This is a genomic window from Psychrobacter immobilis, assembly GCF_003148585.1.
Classification (GTDB): Bacteria; Pseudomonadota; Gammaproteobacteria; order Pseudomonadales; family Moraxellaceae; genus Psychrobacter; species Psychrobacter immobilis.
In genome coordinates this window covers 98,077-114,516 of record NZ_QGGM01000001.1, presented here as the reverse complement: position 1 = coordinate 114,516, position 16,440 = coordinate 98,077, and the positions used below count along the sequence as shown (strand labels likewise).

The 16,440-nt window shown below is 42.9% G+C and carries 13 protein-coding genes; 8 read left to right on the top strand and 5 right to left on the bottom strand.

Annotated features, from left to right (window positions below):
- Nucleotides 1-312 precede the first annotated feature (312 nt).
- Nucleotides 313-1,815, top strand: coding sequence for a S41 family peptidase (locus C8D84_RS00515; protein ID WP_109589246.1), 1,503 nt, complete (start codon nt 313-315; stop codon nt 1,813-1,815).
- A 75-nt stretch (nt 1,816-1,890) separates the two neighbouring features.
- Here the strand turns inward: C8D84_RS00515 and C8D84_RS00510 are convergent, their stop codons facing one another.
- The 3 genes from C8D84_RS00510 to C8D84_RS00500 form a co-directional block, all read right to left on the bottom strand.
- Nucleotides 1,891-3,606: a sigma-54-dependent transcriptional regulator gene (locus C8D84_RS00510; RefSeq protein ID WP_109589244.1), complete on the bottom strand. Its 1,716-nt coding sequence runs from the start codon at nt 3,604-3,606 to the stop codon at nt 1,891-1,893.
- Between the two features lie 100 nt (nt 3,607-3,706).
- On the bottom strand, nt 3,707-5,500 hold the full coding sequence (locus C8D84_RS00505) for a sensor histidine kinase (RefSeq protein WP_109589242.1): 1,794 nt from the start codon (nt 5,498-5,500) through the stop codon (nt 3,707-3,709).
- 194 nt (nt 5,501-5,694) lie between these two features.
- Entirely contained in the window at nt 5,695-6,330 is a 636-nt protein-coding gene (locus C8D84_RS00500) for a response regulator (RefSeq protein WP_109589239.1), read from the bottom strand.
- Between the two features lie 427 nt (nt 6,331-6,757).
- Here C8D84_RS00500 and C8D84_RS00495 point away from each other — a divergent pair, with 427 nt between their 5' ends.
- Nucleotides 6,758-7,846 carry a serine hydrolase gene (locus tag C8D84_RS00495; RefSeq protein ID WP_045451193.1) on the top strand — a complete coding sequence of 363 codons (1,089 nt, stop codon included), beginning with the start codon at nt 6,758-6,760 and terminating at the stop codon, nt 7,844-7,846.
- Nucleotides 7,847-8,017: 171 nt separating this feature from the next.
- Nucleotides 8,018-8,686: a thiamine phosphate synthase gene (locus C8D84_RS00490; RefSeq protein ID WP_109589237.1), complete on the top strand. Its 669-nt coding sequence runs from the start codon at nt 8,018-8,020 to the stop codon at nt 8,684-8,686.
- Nucleotides 8,687-8,734: 48 nt separating this feature from the next.
- Here the strand turns inward: C8D84_RS00490 and C8D84_RS00485 are convergent, their stop codons facing one another.
- Nucleotides 8,735-9,064: a TraR/DksA family transcriptional regulator gene (locus C8D84_RS00485; protein WP_045446956.1), complete on the bottom strand. Its 330-nt coding sequence runs from the start codon at nt 9,062-9,064 to the stop codon at nt 8,735-8,737.
- 355 nt (nt 9,065-9,419) lie between these two features.
- Here C8D84_RS00485 and C8D84_RS00480 point away from each other — a divergent pair, with 355 nt between their 5' ends.
- The 5 genes from C8D84_RS00480 to ruvB all read left to right on the top strand — a co-directional run bounded on the left by C8D84_RS00480 (nt 9,420) and on the right by ruvB (nt 14,770).
- Entirely contained in the window at nt 9,420-10,634 is a 1,215-nt protein-coding gene (locus tag C8D84_RS00480) for a phosphoglycerate kinase (RefSeq protein ID WP_109589236.1), read from the top strand.
- 259 nt (nt 10,635-10,893) lie between these two features.
- A complete protein-coding gene (locus tag C8D84_RS00475) occupies nt 10,894-11,280 on the top strand; it encodes a hypothetical protein (RefSeq protein ID WP_055123806.1) in 387 nt (128 codons plus the stop codon).
- A 555-nt stretch (nt 11,281-11,835) separates the two neighbouring features.
- Nucleotides 11,836-12,873: a class II fructose-bisphosphate aldolase gene (gene fba / locus C8D84_RS00470; protein WP_045446949.1), complete on the top strand. Its 1,038-nt coding sequence runs from the start codon at nt 11,836-11,838 to the stop codon at nt 12,871-12,873.
- Between the two features lie 93 nt (nt 12,874-12,966).
- Nucleotides 12,967-13,587, top strand: a complete 621-nt coding sequence (gene ruvA, locus C8D84_RS00465) for a Holliday junction branch migration protein RuvA (protein WP_087815487.1) — start codon at nt 12,967-12,969, stop codon at nt 13,585-13,587.
- A 202-nt stretch (nt 13,588-13,789) separates the two neighbouring features.
- Nucleotides 13,790-14,770 carry a Holliday junction branch migration DNA helicase RuvB gene (ruvB, locus tag C8D84_RS00460; RefSeq protein WP_045447074.1) on the top strand — a complete coding sequence of 327 codons (981 nt, stop codon included), beginning with the start codon at nt 13,790-13,792 and terminating at the stop codon, nt 14,768-14,770.
- A gap of 92 nt (nt 14,771-14,862) precedes the next feature.
- On the opposite strand, the gene C8D84_RS00455 is transcribed toward ruvB, so the two are convergent.
- Nucleotides 14,863-16,278: an FAD-binding oxidoreductase gene (locus C8D84_RS00455; RefSeq protein WP_109589234.1), complete on the bottom strand. Its 1,416-nt coding sequence runs from the start codon at nt 16,276-16,278 to the stop codon at nt 14,863-14,865.
- Nucleotides 16,279-16,440 lie beyond the last annotated feature (162 nt).

Genomic DNA, 16,440 nt, shown 5'->3' with positions numbered 1-16,440 from the left:
TTGTTAGAAGTAATAGAAAGGGGAGAGATATTTATTGTCTCTCCTTTTTTTGATCTGTTTTTTAAGAGATATTTGGCTGACTTTATTTATCTTTAAATGTTTGGATAGTGAGAAAAATAAGGGCCAGCATGATATTTCGCCTGCTAAACAAACTTGACACCGCTACTCATCATTTGATGAAATCATATCAGTTATCGTGAATGTTACTTGCAATACTCTCCTAGTCTTAGACTGGCTCTTGATGCTATCTTATGAGATAAATATTCATCCATATATCTATAAAAATAATTCTATTATTAAACGAGTTCTCTTATGCGTTCTATTTATTTTATGCGCTTACCAGTGACGAAGCGATTGGGCAAACAAGCAATGAAGGTATTCACTGCGCCGACTATTTTTAAACCTGCATTGATGATAGGTCTGCTTGGGCTCAGCACTGCTAGTATGTACGCACAAGCAGCGAGGTCACCAGCTAATGCGACCATCAATAATCCCACCGCCAGTCTACAACTGATTAGCTTAAATGCTAATGAGATAGCCACAGAAGATGACACTAATAATTTATCAGATGTCGCTGATATGCTTGAGTCGGCCGACCAAGTTGACGATTCGATAGACAGTGTCGCAGATGAGAGTGCCTTGACCGATGATACGAACGAGATCGATGTCAGTATTCCACCTGAGGTTGCGCAAGTATCATTGAATGCCATTTCTCCAGAAACGCTCAAGACGTTTGTTGCGGTAGTGGATTTGGTACGCCGTGAATATGTAGATGCGGTCAATGATGAAGAGCTGTTCAATAATGCGTTGAGTGGTATGTTGACTAAGCTAGATAGTCATGCTGAATTTTTAGATGCTGAGGCTTATGAAAACCTGCGTGCCTTTACCGAAGGTGATGTAGGTGACGTCGGTATCAAAGTCAATTATCAGCCTACAGATGGCTATTGGGTGATTACAGAGGTTATTGATGCATCGCCTGCAGATAAAAAGGGCATTGCGGTTGGCGATTATTTACATCAAGTCGGTGATTTCAAGCTTGATGAAGATAAAGAAAGTAACGATATTGAGCAGCTTTTGACAGGGATTGCGGGGACGCAAGTAGATGTTGTCACCTCAAAAGCTGGTCGCCGCAAACATACCACGACCTTGCAGCGTAATAACAGCCACCCTCAAACGGTCGAGGCAAGTCTCATTGACGGTATCGCTGTTATTAAGTTGCCTGCCTTTCAAAATAATAGTCGTGAAAAACTCTTGGAAGGCTTGATAGATCTAGACGCACCTATCACAGGTATTCTGCTAGATATGCGTGATAATCCAGGCGGGGTGCTAACGTCGGCGGTGAGCGTAGCCAGTTTGTTTATGAGCGACACTGATGTGGTACAAGTAAAGGGTCGTCAAAGTGACACGCGTACGCTATCCACTCAAGGGCTGGCGATACTTGAATCATTGCCAGTGGTGGTGCTACAAAATCGCTATTCGGCGTCAGCGGCAGAGGTGCTGGCCAGTAGCTTACAAGCACAAAAACGTGCCACAATCGTTGGTGAAGTCAGCTATGGTAAAGGGTCGGTACAGTCAGTCATCCCACTGAATGATGAGCAGGCTGTCAAACTCACCGTCGCCAACTATATGACAGCGTCAGGCAATAAGATCGATGGAATCGGTGTAGAGCCTGATATGACCCTGTCAGGAAGTGAAAGTACATGGGAGCAGCAAGCGCTCGCTTTACTAAAAACAAAAGCACTTGATTCGGGCATTCGTTTTGTCCGAAAACCTGCCAAAGTCGATCAAGCAGTGGCAGGCAATAGGGTTCAGTAAGGCTCGCTTAAAGATAGGCTATCGCGATGTATTAACGTTAAAATATCATTTGTCATTATTCAAAAATGGCGAATGCTATGGCTCAAATTGATCCTCAGCTATCTCTAGTTTTTTCATGCGATAGCGTAACGAGCGAAAAGTGGTGCCTAGTAGCTCAGCTGCTTGCGTTTTATTCCAAGCAGTTTGTTTTAGCGCGGTAATAATCAACTGTCTTTCTTGTTCTTGTAGGTAGTGTTCTAATCCTTGAGAGGGCAACTGACCATCCTCTAATTTGCTTAGAATTGCTTTTTCATCACTTTCTTGCAGAGTAGATCGATTAGTGACAGATTCTTCATGATTATGACGGGCCGTATGGTTTGGGCTTTCTGCATGATGGCTTTCTGAACGCTGTATCGTAGAAGGGTAGTGCTGAGCGTTAGTACGATAAGGGTGCAAGTTGGTCGTCACTTGCTTGACCTGTGGCGCTATTGTCTCATCCATAGATTGAATGACTTTTTCTCTATTTTCTATCGATTGAGCGATCATTTGATGGTTTGTTTGACGCTCAGAATGTTGAGTATTATTGACAACCACTGGCTCACTTTTCTGATCTTGAGAGACTGCGCGGTGATGGGTTATATCAATATCAGGCAAACCCAAGTGGCTGATGTCAATGTGCGGTGTCTCTGCTAGGGTTACTGCACGTTCAAGGACGTTACGCAGTTCACGAACGTTGCCCGCAAAGTTATGATCTTGCAAACGCTCGCATGCCTCAACAGTGAGTATCGGTGGATTCTCTAACTGCCATTCATCAGCAATTAATGCTAAAAAGTGCTTGGCTAATACAGGGATATCATCACGACGTGCATTGAGCGTCGGCAGTTTTAACTCAATCACATTGATACGGTAGTACAAATCTTGTCGAAACGCACCGTCTTGCACCAATTGGTTTAAATTTTTGTGGGTGGCGGACAAGATACGAATATCTACGGGAACCTCTTTGGTATCACCAATGGCTCTCACCGTTTTTTCTTGAATGGCGCGCAGTAGTTTTACCTGCATGGCTAAAGGCAAGTCTGCCACTTCGTCTAAAAATAACGTGCCGCCATTGGCTTGCTGAAACAGCCCTTGCTTGTCAGCGACAGCTCCTGTAAAGCTGCCTTTTTTATGACCAAAGAACTCTGACTCCATTAGCTCTGATGGTATTGCTCCACAGTTTACTGGTACAAAGCTACCATCACGGCGTGGGCTTAAGTCATGAATCAATCGGGCAACCACTTCTTTACCAGTACCCGAAGCGCCTGACAAAAATACAGGTGCTTGTGAGCGTGCCAATTTTAAAATAGTATTTTTCAGTGGGTGCATCACCGCAGAATCACCAATGAGCCTACTGTCCAGCAGTTTTTGTTCAGGTGAGCATTCGGCTGTGGCTTTTGCTTCATTATCTTGATGAATAACTTTTAAAGCATTTTCCACCAGTTGACGTAGGCGCGGTAACTCAAGAGGTTTATTCACAAAGTCAAAAGCACCAAGCTTCAATGCTTCAATGGCGAGATCCATACTGCCGTGAGCAGTAATCACGGCAATGGGCGTACTAGAGCTATTGCTAATTTCTTTTACCAACTCTAGTCCTGACCCATCAGGCAGCTTTAAATCGGTCAGGCAAAAATCGTAATCATTGTCTTGCCAGTATGATCTTGCTTGTGACAGAGTATATGCTACATCACTTTTAATGCCCATTTTGGTCAAAGTAATTTGCATCAATCGGCACAGATCCACTTCGTCATCAACGACTAGCGCGGTTGTTGTCATACATCATCTCATCGTATTCAATAGCTATAAAATGGTAAAAACCAAGAGGCCTTAATGGCAAAGTATTCCATATAATATTAATACTTGGTAACGTTAATATTTATAAAATAGTGGTATTAACATTATGTTCAATTGTATTAATATGACTATCGGCGCCAATAGCAGGTGCTATCAAGCGAAAACAGGTTTTCTCATGTTCAGGAATATAAAGCAAGCGAGTTTGATTGGCCTCACAAAAAGCTTGTGATAGATACAGTCCCAAGCCTGTCCCTGCTTGATCTGTCGTAAAAAATGGATTGAACAAATGTTCTAAATCTTTGGGGCTAACCCCGCGACCAGCATCCAAGATATCAATTATAACATCGTTATCCGCACAATAAATCTCGATTTCCACATAGGCATGAGGGTGGGCGTAGCTACTGTAGCGCAAGCCATTGTTAATTAAATTGATTAAGACTTGCTCTAGTTGATGCGTGTCGAATGATATGGTCGGTTGTGTTTTTACATGTAGAAAAACATCGTGTCCTTGAAAGTAGTTCTCTAAAAATGTTGGCATCCACTCTGCCAATATAATCGCCTGCTGGTTTGCGGTTTGCTGGCGCGACAGTTTTAGTACATCTTCGATAATACGATTCACACGTTTTGTTTGTGAAAATATCATTTGATAAAGCTCATGATTCGCTGCCATATCATCACTTGAGATAGGCGGCGTTATCGTATTATCTGCTGTATCGACTTTTAGGTTGGCCTCTATAACATCTTCCATTAATAATTGGCTGGCTTGTGATATCGCTGCCAAAGGATTCCTTATTTCATGGGCGATGCTCGCTGTCAATTGCCCTAAAGAAGCCAGTTTTAATTGTTGGGCACTGGCTTGTTCGCGGCGTAAATCCTCTAACATTATCAGTTTACTGTCATCTTTTAATGGAATAATTTGTACGCGCAGTTTACCAAATATGGAAGCGTTTGCGACTGCAGGCAAATCATAAATAAAGGTGCGTGATTGGCCTGCCGCTACTGACAAACAGGCTTTAAATAGCTGCGTATGTTGTTGACCAAGCTGCTGCTGAAAGTTAGATAAGAGTGCACTGCGAGTATTGTTCCTAGTATCTTTTGTATCAATAGAGGTGTTATGCAATGATGCGGAAGGGGTGGGCGAAAGGCTAAGTAATTGGTGAGCGGCAAGGTTTGCTAAAACGATATGCTGTTTATCGATGACGATGACACCATTAACCATTTGCGTGATGACTTCTTGGTTGATGACGTTTAATCGTTCAACTTCTTTAGCGTGACTCGCTGCTACTTTTTCAAGTTGTACCAAACGCTGTGAGATGGACCAGCTCAAACCACCAACCGCCAAAAAGCTGGCTGACATGAGCAATGCGTCCCCTAAATTTGTTAAGCTCATGCTATTGGCTATGGCATAAAAGAATTGCTGATAAATGACAAAAATAATAGCGAGTAAGGTAATAATTAAGGCTTGTGAGCCGTGTAGCAACATAAAACTCGCTGCGACGACCACCATATATAGCATGGTCAACTGTAAATCAGGCGCACCCGCTGTATATAGCAATAAGCTTAATATAATGACGTCTAATACTAAACCAAAGGCCAACTGCCGCCGCATTTGCTGATTAACGACATAAAACAAGCCAAGTAAAATAAGGCTAAGCAGGAAATAAAAGCTAAGCGTTGTTTGTTGTAAAAAGCTTGGTAGAGAGAGGCTGTTGTCAGAGTGAGCGGTGATATACACCATCAGGAAAGAAAACAGACTAACAGCAAAGCGGTAACTGCTATAAATAAGCCCTAACCTGCGCAATTGAGGTAGAGATAGCGTGTCATCACGATGCAAATAGTGAGTAACAGCAGAGACGATATTAGTAGCAGGCTTCATAGATTGACCGCAATAAGGGAACAGTTGCTAGGGTGTATCTTCATTTTAAAATAGAGATAAAATGAGATAAATTACAATCAAGCAAGGAAGATATCGCCATTAATATCAGGATATTTGACGATACTTGATAAAATTTAGCCATTTTCAGCCCATGTAGATGTCCATCAATTGAATTGAGGACACGCCCTAATGAGTTAGGGCTGAATTAGACCATGACGAATGGCCAGATGTGTTAACTTCACATCGCTATCAACCCCAACTTTTTCATAAATACGATAGCGATAAGTGTTGATGGTTTTGACACTCACAAATAGCTGATCAGCGATTTGCTGCGGGCTTTGACAGTTAACGACCATCATTGCCACCTGTTTTTCGCGATCACTCAGTAAGTCAAAAGGCGAGTTGGCATTATCTGACAGCAAAACATCAGCCAGTTGCTCAGCGACATCTTGGCTAAAATAACGACCACCTTGATAGATTTTTTTGACAGCGCGAATCATCTCATCGAGCGGCGTGCCCTTCGTAATATAGCCATTGACCCCCGCTTTAATAAGCATAGAAGGGTAAGGCTGCGCTGACATACTGCTGACGGCCAATATTTTGATACCCATATCCAGCTGAATTAAGCGTTTGGTTGCTTCAAGCCCACCAATATTAGGCATATTGACATCAAGCAAAACCACATCAGGGCATAATTGTTTGGCCAATTTGATGGCCATGTCACCGCTGTCCGCTTCGCCGATTACTTCGATATCGATACTATCTGACAACATGCGGCTAATACCCATTCTCACCAAATCATGATCATCTACTACCAGTACTTTAATCATAACGATACTCTTTGTTGTTTGTCAGAATGAAGGCTTTTATTGACGCTAAATGACAAAAAATAAAATCATTAGAGTCGTTTTTTTAGTTTTTGAAAAAAATAAAATATTGCTAATCTTTTAGATAGATACCATTGTTTAATATAACAAAAAACGAATAATTACAGTGTTCAAAGTTAAGATATATTACTGAAATGTGAGTCAATGTTTCTGTAATATAAAGTGGTTGTAGTAAAATTTGAATTATACCAAAATAAATTATTAAATCAGCTTGATACATTAAACTTAAATGCAAACCATGATACACTAAAAATACAAAAACTCTATACGAGTACTTATAAACCCATTCATAAACGCTACGTACGTTGTTGCTATTGGTTAGTATGTAACTGATTCTCTAATTAACAGCATCGTGACAGCAGGAGGCATAATGAAGCAACTACCATTAACCAAACAGCAATTAATCGCTGCTATGATTTCATTGAGTTTGGGCAGTGTTGCACAAGCCGCACTTACTATTAATGGTAGCGCCGACACTAGCTCTAGTGCTCGCATGAGTTGGGGCGGTGCCGATAGCTTGTCTGAAGCACGCAATATTATGTACAAATCCAAAGGCTCAGCTATCAAGAAAGTTGATAGTGGCAATGGTACGACCAGTATCACCAACGCCAATAGCTTCGGTAGTAGTAATAACAGTTACAATAGCAGTAACAGCTACAATACAACGTATCGTGGCTCATTTGGCAGCAGTAACATGATACCAATTAGCACTGATTCGCGTAGTGTTGCGGTCATCGATGCTGAAACGGGCGAATCTATTTATGAAAAAGATGCTGACATTGCGCGTCCAATGGCCAGTATCTCTAAAGTGATGACGGCCATGGTCGTATTGGATGCTGGTCTCGATATGCGTGAAGAGCTCACACTCGATCCAGAAGATTTCGTCGGCCCTAAGCGTGCCAGCTCTAACCTTAAATCAGGCGATCGTTTGAATCGTGCCGAGATGTTGCTCATGGCATTGATGAAATCAGAAAATCCAGCAGCAAAGAGTTTAGCGCGTAATTATCCAGGTGGCTATACTGCCTTTATACGTGCCATGAATCGCAAAGCTCAAGATCTGGGTATGACCACGGCGTTCTTTGGTGATCCAACGGGTCTTGATAAGCGCAACGTCGCTTCATCAAATGACTTGGTTAAAATGGTTCGCGCGGCGGGTAACTATGACGTGATTCGTCGTTTCTCGACCACCAAGAGTTATGACTTTTATGTGTCTAACTACTCAAGTGGTAACCGTACTTATAAAGCCAATAACACCAGTAGCTTGGTTCGTGCCGGTGATTATCCAATTGGTATCTCAAAAACAGGTTTCATCAATGAAGCTGGTCGTTGTGTAGTAATGGAAACGCGTGTGAATAACCGCCCAGCAATTATCGTCATCTTAGGAGCGAACAGCTCAGCCACACGTTGGGGTGATGCCAAAAATATTCTAAACAGTCTAGCGACACGCCGCACGGTATAACTTTACTGTTTTAGCATTTATAAAAAGGCTGTTATTCGATATAACAGCCTTTTTATTGTGTTGAATTTAAGGTGTGTCTTTAATTTAATCAATGGAATTCTACATGGGCTAAAAAATTATCTCATTTTTATCTCCATTTTTAAAATGAGGACACACTCTAGGAAAAATAATATGACTCAAATATCGACTGTTATATCAGCGCCAAAGCTATATTTACTGACCAATGACGATGAGTTTGCGCTGCTGTATCGCAAATTAGAAGCAGCATTAGCAACAGGATTCATTGCGCTGTTACAAATTCGTCGCAAGCAGATATTGGCGCTATCTGATGGTGAGCCTCGTCTATACGAAGAGGCTAGACAAATAGTTGAGTTGGCGAAAGCGTACAACGTACCAGTCGTCATCAATGACAATATTAAACTGGCTGCCAAGCTCGGCGTTGGTGTGCATTTAGGTCAACAAGATGGCGAAGTCACTGATGCTAAGCATGAACTACAATCAAACCAAGTGATCGGACGCACTTGTCATGGCAAGATAGAACTGGTTGAAGAAGCAAAAAATGAGGGCGTAAGCTATGCCGCTATGGGTGCGATTTTTATCTCAAATACAAAACCTAACGCCAATGTTATCTCGCGCCAGCAGCTCATAGATGGCTGTCAGCAAAATATAGCGATATGTGTCATCGGTGGCTTGACGGCAGAAAATGTCACCGAGCTGGCAGGTTTGCCCATTACTTACGTGGCGGTCGTTGGGGATATTATGGATTTGCCCGTGGATCAAATCGCTGCGCGCTGTAAACAATGGCAGCAGGCGTTCTCTCAATGGAAAACGCCTGCTTGATCACTGGAGCTTTGACTTGGAATGGCTGTCTTAGAGTAAAATGAGTCGTTATTCAGCATGTTCCATACATAGGGTAGCGTAAGGCAGTGCTTGTAAGCGTTGCTCTTCAATTTGCTCACCGCAGACTTCACATTTACCATAAGTCCCGTTTTCAATACGGCTTAGTGCATTTTCGACATAGATCAAACTTTGACGGGCTTCAACCATCAAATTTGTACGCATGTCGTTTTGACGATAAGAGATGGCTTGGTCTTCCCAATGTTCATTGAGGTCGTCTTGCGGGTTTTGGATATGATCTTCGATTTTATCGATACGAGTCTCATATTCTTCTTTAAGTGTGAGTAGGTTTTGTTTGGCAGCTTGAAGGTCGATACTCATTGGGTTCTCCTAATGGGTTATTTTTATTGTGGGTATTATTTATTATCAGTGCTAATAGTATCTTAAACAGCCTTATTACTAAGTGCCACCACGAAATGTTACTGATTTTTATTAAAATTTAGCCATTTGTCTTATTTTTATCCCCATTTTCAAAATGAGGACACGCCCGAGTAAAATTTAATCGTGCGTTCTTTATGAGCACTTGCTAGAAAACTGCTAGAATACACCGCCTCAAATTCTTGCTTGGTTACTTTTATAAAGCCACAGACAAGAGCAGCCGATTTGATAAATATTTTTAGCAATGAGTAAAAAGCCAACCGATAGATTAACAAGAGATGATGCATAGGAGCAGGTAATGAATTTTTTGCGTATGAGTGAGCTGAGCTTAACGGATAAAGTGGTGTTGATTCGTGAAGATCTCAATGTGCCTATTAAAAACGGTAAAGTCGCCAGTGATGCACGCCTGCAAGCCAGTTTGCCTACGATTAAGATGGCGTTAGAAAAAGGCGCGGCCGTTATTGTTTGTTCACACTTAGGTCGTCCAACTGAAGGCAGTCCTGAGTCGATATATTCGCTAGCACCAGTGGCTGAGTATTTAAGCGATAAATTAGCCACAGAGTTATCAAAGCCCGTTAGCTTAAACAATGACTACCTTACTAAAGGCGTGGCAATTAAAGCAGGCGAGGTCGTGCTATTAGAAAACGTACGCTTTAATCAGGGCGAAAAGAAAAACGATGCGAATTTAGCACAGAAGTACGCTGACTTATGCGATGTATTCGTGATGGATGCATTTGGCACCGCGCATCGTGCGCAGGCCTCAACAGAAGGCGTTACCCAAGCTATGCATCGAGCAGGAAAAACAGCTTGTGCAGGACCTTTATTGGCGGCTGAGCTTGATGCGTTAAGCTTGGCACTTGAGACCCCAGCGCAGCCAATGTTGGCAATCGTTGGTGGTTCAAAAGTATCGACAAAGCTAGAAGTGCTGCACAGTTTGTCTGAATTATGCTCGCAGATTATCGTTGGTGGCGGTATTGCAAACACCTTCCTAGCCGCGCAAGGTCATAGCGTTGGTGCATCACTTTATGAAGCGGATTTGGTTGAGACAGCTCGTGACATTATGACTAAGACTGAGATTTTATTACCTGAATATGTTGTCGTTGCTGATAAAAATGAGATTGATTTTTCTGACTTCACGGGCTCATTACAACAAGCCACTGCGACCATCAAATCTGTCGATGCGATTGGCGAAAATGACATGATATTGGACATCGCTCCAGAAAGTGCCAAGCAATTAGCGGATGCTATTATCAACGCAAAAACCATTTTATGGAATGGTCCAGTCGGTGTTTTTGAAGTCGATGCTTTTGGTCAGGGCACACAAATCATAGCAAATGCCGTTAAAAACAGCGAAGGATTTTCGATTGCTGGTGGTGGTGATACGCTTGCTGCAATTGATAAATATCAAGTGGCAGATGGCGTTAGCTACATGTCAACAGGTGGTGGCGCATTTTTAGAGTTTGTAGAAGGCAAAGTATTGCCTGCGGTTGCTGCTCTACAGATTGATGCGTAACGCTTTAACGATATTTAGCAGATGAGTAACATTAGCCGTACAATTTAGCCTCACCATCTCATGTACGCTGTATCAATAATATTTTGGCTACTATTCTTATGTTATTGTTTTAAGAGAAATAAGAATCAGTGGCCACTCATTATTATTAAGTAGTAATTATTTGTTTCTATACTGAAAATTATGATTGCATGTCTAATTTGCACTCTATAAAATAGCGCAAATCATGTATTTGACATGCTTTATTTATGAGGGATTTATTATGTTAAAACGCCATTTATTACTTGCTAGCGTACTTGCTGGTACTTTTGCAATCACTGCATGTAGCCAACAAACAGAAGAAAACGCCGAAGCTGCTGTTGAGTCTGCTGGTGATGATGTTGCCGCTAATGCTGATACTGCCGCTGCTGAAACAGAAGCCGCTGCTGCTGAAGCTGAAGTTGCTGCAAAAGATGCTGGTACTGAAGTTGCCGAAGGCGCTGAAACTGCCGGTGTTGCTGCTACAGATGCACTAAAAAACACTGGTGAAGCAGTTGTGGTAGGCGCAAATGAAGCCGTTGCCAAAACTGCTGAAGTGGTTGCCGATGGCGCATCTGCTGTTGAGAATAAAGCCAGTGAAAACGCAGTAGAAGCAGAACAACAGTACTAATCATCAATACATAAGCAACTGAACCTAAGCTATTGATCTACTAATTTATCGATTGATGAATAGTTTATTAAGCTGTTGGTTGCAGATATTGATTGCTGTATAAGCCCTCAAAATATTTAAAAAGCTTTGGTGATAGCCAAGGCTTTTTCGTATTTAAAATCATAATCTAGAGGTTATGGTGTGTCCTCATCTTTAGCGCATTTAAATATCCATTGATTGAATTGAGGGCAGGCCCTATTCAGTCAAAAATATGGTGCACAAGGTTTATCCATTTTTTCAATCAGCTGCGTATCATATGGAACTTATCAAATTGTTTTATAAAACTCGCTATTATTCTGTTTTATGAATCAAGCAAAGAAAGAAATAGTCGGTTAACCGCTACGAAGCGCTGGCAATTTTTGCTATAATCACGGCGTAATAATTACGATCAAAAAACACCGGTTTTTTGCTGGTCTGACTATTATCAGGCTAGGGTTTTAGGGCAATTGTTGCAACATCGTATTTTTAAGAATGATTTCTTAATATCATATTCAAAATTTAATCAGAGAGCGTCTTATGGCTTTAATATCGTTACGTCAACTTCTAGATCATGCCGCCGAAAATAACTACGGTGTCCCTGCTTACAATGTCAATAATTTAGAGCAGATGCGTGCAATCATGATGGCAGCCGACGCCTGTGATTCTCCTGTTATCGTACAGGCTAGTGCTGGTGCACGCAGTTATGCAGGCTCTGCATTCTTGCGTCATCTGATTATTGCTGCTATCGAAGAGTGGCCACATATTCCAGTCGTTATGCATCAAGATCACGGTATGTCACCAGCGATTTGCCAACGCTCAATTCAGCTTGGCTTCTCATCAGTGATGATGGACGGCTCGCTCGGTGAAGACGGTAAAACGCCAATGGATTATGATTACAATGCCAGCGTGACTCGCGAAGTTGTTAAGATGGCACACGCGTGCGGTGTTTCAGTAGAAGGTGAAATTGGTTGCTTAGGTAGCCTTGAGACCGGTATGGCTGGTGAAGAAGATGGCTCTGGCGCAGAAGGCGTATTAGATCACGAGCAGCTATTGACCAGTGCTGATGAAGCAGAACAGTTCGTTAAAGACACCAACGTCGATGCGTTAGCGATTGCGATTGGTACCAGTCATGGTGCGTATAAATTCACCCGTCCACCGACAGGCGACATCCTATCGATTGAGCGCGTCAAAGAGATTCATGCTCGTATTCCTAACACGCATTTGGTCATGCATGGCTCGTCATCAGTGCCGCAAGAGTGGTTAAAAGTCATCAATGAAAATGGTGGCAACATCGGTGAGACTTATGGTGTACCGGTTGAGCAAATCGTTGAAGCGATTAAGCATGGTGTGCGTAAAGTAAATATCGATACCGATTTGCGTTTGGCATCAACGGGCGCTATTCGTAAATTCCTTGCAGAAAACCCTAGCGAATTTGATCCGCGTAAATACTTCAAAGCCTCTATGGTTGCGATGTCAGATATCTGTACCAATCGTTTCGAGGCCTTTGGCTCAGCTGGGCAAGCGCATAAAATTCGTCCAATCAGCCTTGAAGGTATGGTTGATTTTTATAAATAAGCGTGTCGGTGAGATATGCTTATTTAATAGCATTTATCATTAAATAGCAGCTCAGTTCATTTGTTATATCAGCTTTAATAGAGGTAGTGGATTATGATTGGATTGATTAGTGGTCAAGTGCAGTATTTGATGGCACCGACTGCCTGTGTCATGACTACCTCTGGTGTCGGCTACGATATAGAGCTGCCGCTACCGTCATTTTGCCAGTTGCGTCTCAATGAGCAGGCGAGCATTTGGACGCACTTTCATGTGCGCGAAGATGCGCAGCTGCTTTATGGCTTTATCGATCGCAAAGAGCGTGATGTCTTTCGGCAATTGATTAAAATCAATGGTGTTGGCGCAAAAATGGCGTTAGCAATGCTATCTGCGATGTCAGCTGCTGAGCTAAAGATGCATGTCGAGCAAGAGTCAGAGACGGCATTAACCCGTATTCCGGGTATCGGTAAAAAAACAGCGCAGCGCTTATTGATTGAGCTAAAAGATAAGCTGAAAAATATCGAAGTCGATAGCAGTAATTTAGAGTTTGCTATGCAACCTGCTGAGGTGTCTCACGAGGGCAGCATCATCGCTGAGGTAGAAGGCGCGTTGATTAGTTTGGGCTATAAAGAAAGAGAGGCACAGCAGGCGATTAAAGCCGCTAAGAGTAATGGTAATACCTTTGCCGATACGCAAGGTTTACTAAAAGCCACATTGCAACAGTTGTCAGGATTTTGATTCATTCAGCTCACTACCATCAATAAGTATCAATAACTCTTAAACAGATAAGCGACATTCATTGTCGCTTATTTTCGTTTTAGGCTGTGCTTTATTTAGTCGCTGCTTTATGATGTTTTGCATGACTTATACGTAGCGTTTGGTTATGCTATTTATACCTATTCTTTAAAAATAATGATTTAATATAATGATAAAACCTATGATGCAAGATCGTTTGATTAATCCATTTGAAGGGGCAGGCGATGCGCCTGATTCTAATATTCGACCGGCATTACTGGCTGAATATATTGGTCAGCCAGTGGTACGTGAGCAGATGGAAGTATTTATTGGTGCAGCGCGTGGTCGAGGTGAGGCATTAGATCATACTTTGATTTTTGGTCCGCCCGGTCTTGGAAAAACAACGCTTGCCAATATTATTGCTCGTGAAATGGGTGGTAACTTGCGTTCTACCTCAGGGCCTGTGCTTGAGCGCCCCGGTGATTTGGCAGCCATGTTGACCAATCTAGAAGAGGGTGATGTGTTATTTATCGACGAAATTCATCGATTGAGTTCCGTTATTGAAGAGATACTATACCCCGCCATGGAAGACTTTCAGCTGGATATTATGATTGGTGAAGGGCCCGCGGCACGCTCTATCAAGCTGGATTTACCGCCGTTTACCTTGGTTGCGGCAACCACGCGAGCAGGATTATTGACCTCACCACTGCGTGACCGTTTCGGCATCGTGCAGCGGCTCGAATTTTATAATATTGCTGATTTGACCACGATTGTGAGTCGTGCCGCACGCTTGATGCGTGTACCGATGAGTGAAGATGGCGCGGTGGAGATTGCTCGCCGTGCGCGTGGTACGCCAAGGATTGCCAATCGTCTATTACGCCGTGTACGTGATTATGCTGAAGTGAGAGGCGACGGTAGTATCAATGGCGCGATTGCGGGTAGTGCGCTCGATATGCTGGCAGTTGATAGACGTGGTCTTGATCATTTGGACAGACGTTATATTGAGATATTGCACGAACGTTTTGATGGTGGTCCAGCTGGCGTTGAAGCGGTAGCAGCAGCAATGGCTGAAGATCGCGGTACGCTTGAGGATGTGATTGAGCCATACCTTATTCAGCAAGGCTACGTATTACGTACCGCTCGTGGACGCGTACTGACACAGATGGCGATTGACCAGATGTTATGAAATTAGCCTAAAAAATGCGCCTACGTTTAACTAGAGTATTAAACGTAGGCGCATTTTTTAGGCTTTGATTTCTTATAAGCACTATTCAACAGTTAAACAGTGGGTAAAGGCTCAGGCCATATTTTACCTGGATTTAAGATGTTTTTAGGGTCAAGAGCTGATTTAATTGCTTGCATCAGCACTAAGGCATTACCGTGCTCTTGCTGCATATATTTTTGTTTGCCTTGCCCGATGCCATGCTCACCTGTACAAGTGCCATCCATCTCAATAGCGCGGGTAGCTAAGCGGCTAATAATGCCGTCAGCGGTAGCAACTTCTTCAGGGTTATCGGTATCGACCAATAACAAAACATGAAAATTACCATCGCCGACGTGACCGACGATAGGCCCAATCATACCTGACGCTTCGATGTCTTTTGCTGTCTCACTGACACATTCTGCTAAGCGTGAAATGGGCACACAAGCGTCCGTCGATAAGGCGCTGGCTTCAGGACGTAGAGCAGAGCTGGCATGATAAGCGTTATGCCGTGCTTGCCACAGACGCTTGCGCTCGGCTTCATTGGTATCCCAAGCAAAGTCACGACCGCCGAATTCTTCGATAATATCCGTAAAGATTTGAGCTTGTTCAGCGACGTTGGCATCTGTGCCATGAAACTCTACAAATAGGGTAGGCGTCTCATCCAGATCAAGATTGGCATATTGATTACAGGCTTTAATTTGCATGGCATCAAGTAACTCAATGCGCGCAATCGGCAAGCACATTTGAATGGTCAGCATCACTGCCTGACAGGCATCTTCAATCGTTGGGAAATGGCAAATACCGCTACCAATGCATTCGCTAATACCGAATAGTTTAAGCGTCACCTCAGTAACAATACCAAGTGTCCCTTCTGAGCCGATCATTAATCTCGTCAAGTCATAACCCGCTGCAGATTTTTTGGCACGGGTACCAGTGCGGACAATCTCTCCACTAGCGGTGACTATCTCAAGCGCGAGTACCACATCTTTCATCGTGCCATAACGTACCGCATTGGTGCCTGAAGCGCGAGTGGCGACCATACCGCCGATACTGGCATTGGCACCCGGATCTATTGGAAAAAACAGTCCTGTATCACGTAAGTAGTGATTGAGCTGCTCACGTGTGACGCCTGGCTGTACGGTCACCGTCAGATCTTCATTATGTACCTGCAATATTCCATCCATCGCATGCATATCGATGCATAATCCGCCATATGGCGCATTTAATTGACCTTCTAAGGATGAGCCAATACCAAATGCAATCACTGGCATTTGATACTGATTGCAAATCTCCACCGCAGCTGCTACCTCGTGCTTATCTTGTACTGTCAAGACGGCATCGGGTGGCTGATTGGCAAGCCACGTCATCGTATGCCCATGCTGCTCACGTACCGTTATATTGGTAGTAAGTTGTTTACCGAAACGAGTTTGTAAGGCAGCAATAGCCTCGCTGTGGTCTTTTTTAGCAATTGATATTTTAGAGGTAGACATGGGTGACTCCTATACATGGTGTCTTTTTTACCGAGCCAATGAAAAATGAAGCAATGTAAAAGCTAAGCTCTCACTCACTTTCATTGCTTTTTAGTGACATTTAAAGTGAGTGAGAGCTTATTGAATAAATACTAGATAGTACTGGCTATTAACCAATACTTA

Bases quoted from the DNA above. Each gene is read 5' to 3' on its own strand.
- C8D84_RS00515 (WP_109589246.1), top strand. From the start codon at position 313: ATGCGTTCTATTTATTTTATGCGCTTACCAGTGACGAAGCGATTGGGC.
- C8D84_RS00510 (WP_109589244.1), bottom strand. From the start codon at position 3,606: ATGACAACAACCGCGCTAGTCGTTGATGACGAAGTGGATCTGTGCCGA.
- C8D84_RS00505 (WP_109589242.1), bottom strand. From the start codon at position 5,500: ATGAAGCCTGCTACTAATATCGTCTCTGCTGTTACTCACTATTTGCAT.
- C8D84_RS00500 (WP_109589239.1), bottom strand. From the start codon at position 6,330: ATGATTAAAGTACTGGTAGTAGATGATCATGATTTGGTGAGAATGGGT.
- C8D84_RS00495 (WP_045451193.1), top strand. From the start codon at position 6,758: ATGAAGCAACTACCATTAACCAAACAGCAATTAATCGCTGCTATGATT.
- C8D84_RS00490 (WP_109589237.1), top strand. From the start codon at position 8,018: ATGACTCAAATATCGACTGTTATATCAGCGCCAAAGCTATATTTACTG.
- C8D84_RS00485 (WP_045446956.1), bottom strand. From the start codon at position 9,064: ATGAGTATCGACCTTCAAGCTGCCAAACAAAACCTACTCACACTTAAA.
- C8D84_RS00480 (WP_109589236.1), top strand. From the start codon at position 9,420: ATGAATTTTTTGCGTATGAGTGAGCTGAGCTTAACGGATAAAGTGGTG.
- C8D84_RS00475 (WP_055123806.1), top strand. From the start codon at position 10,894: ATGTTAAAACGCCATTTATTACTTGCTAGCGTACTTGCTGGTACTTTT.
- fba (WP_045446949.1), top strand. From the start codon at position 11,836: ATGGCTTTAATATCGTTACGTCAACTTCTAGATCATGCCGCCGAAAAT.
- ruvA (WP_087815487.1), top strand. From the start codon at position 12,967: ATGATTGGATTGATTAGTGGTCAAGTGCAGTATTTGATGGCACCGACT.
- ruvB (WP_045447074.1), top strand. From the start codon at position 13,790: ATGCAAGATCGTTTGATTAATCCATTTGAAGGGGCAGGCGATGCGCCT.
- C8D84_RS00455 (WP_109589234.1), bottom strand. From the start codon at position 16,278: ATGTCTACCTCTAAAATATCAATTGCTAAAAAAGACCACAGCGAGGCT.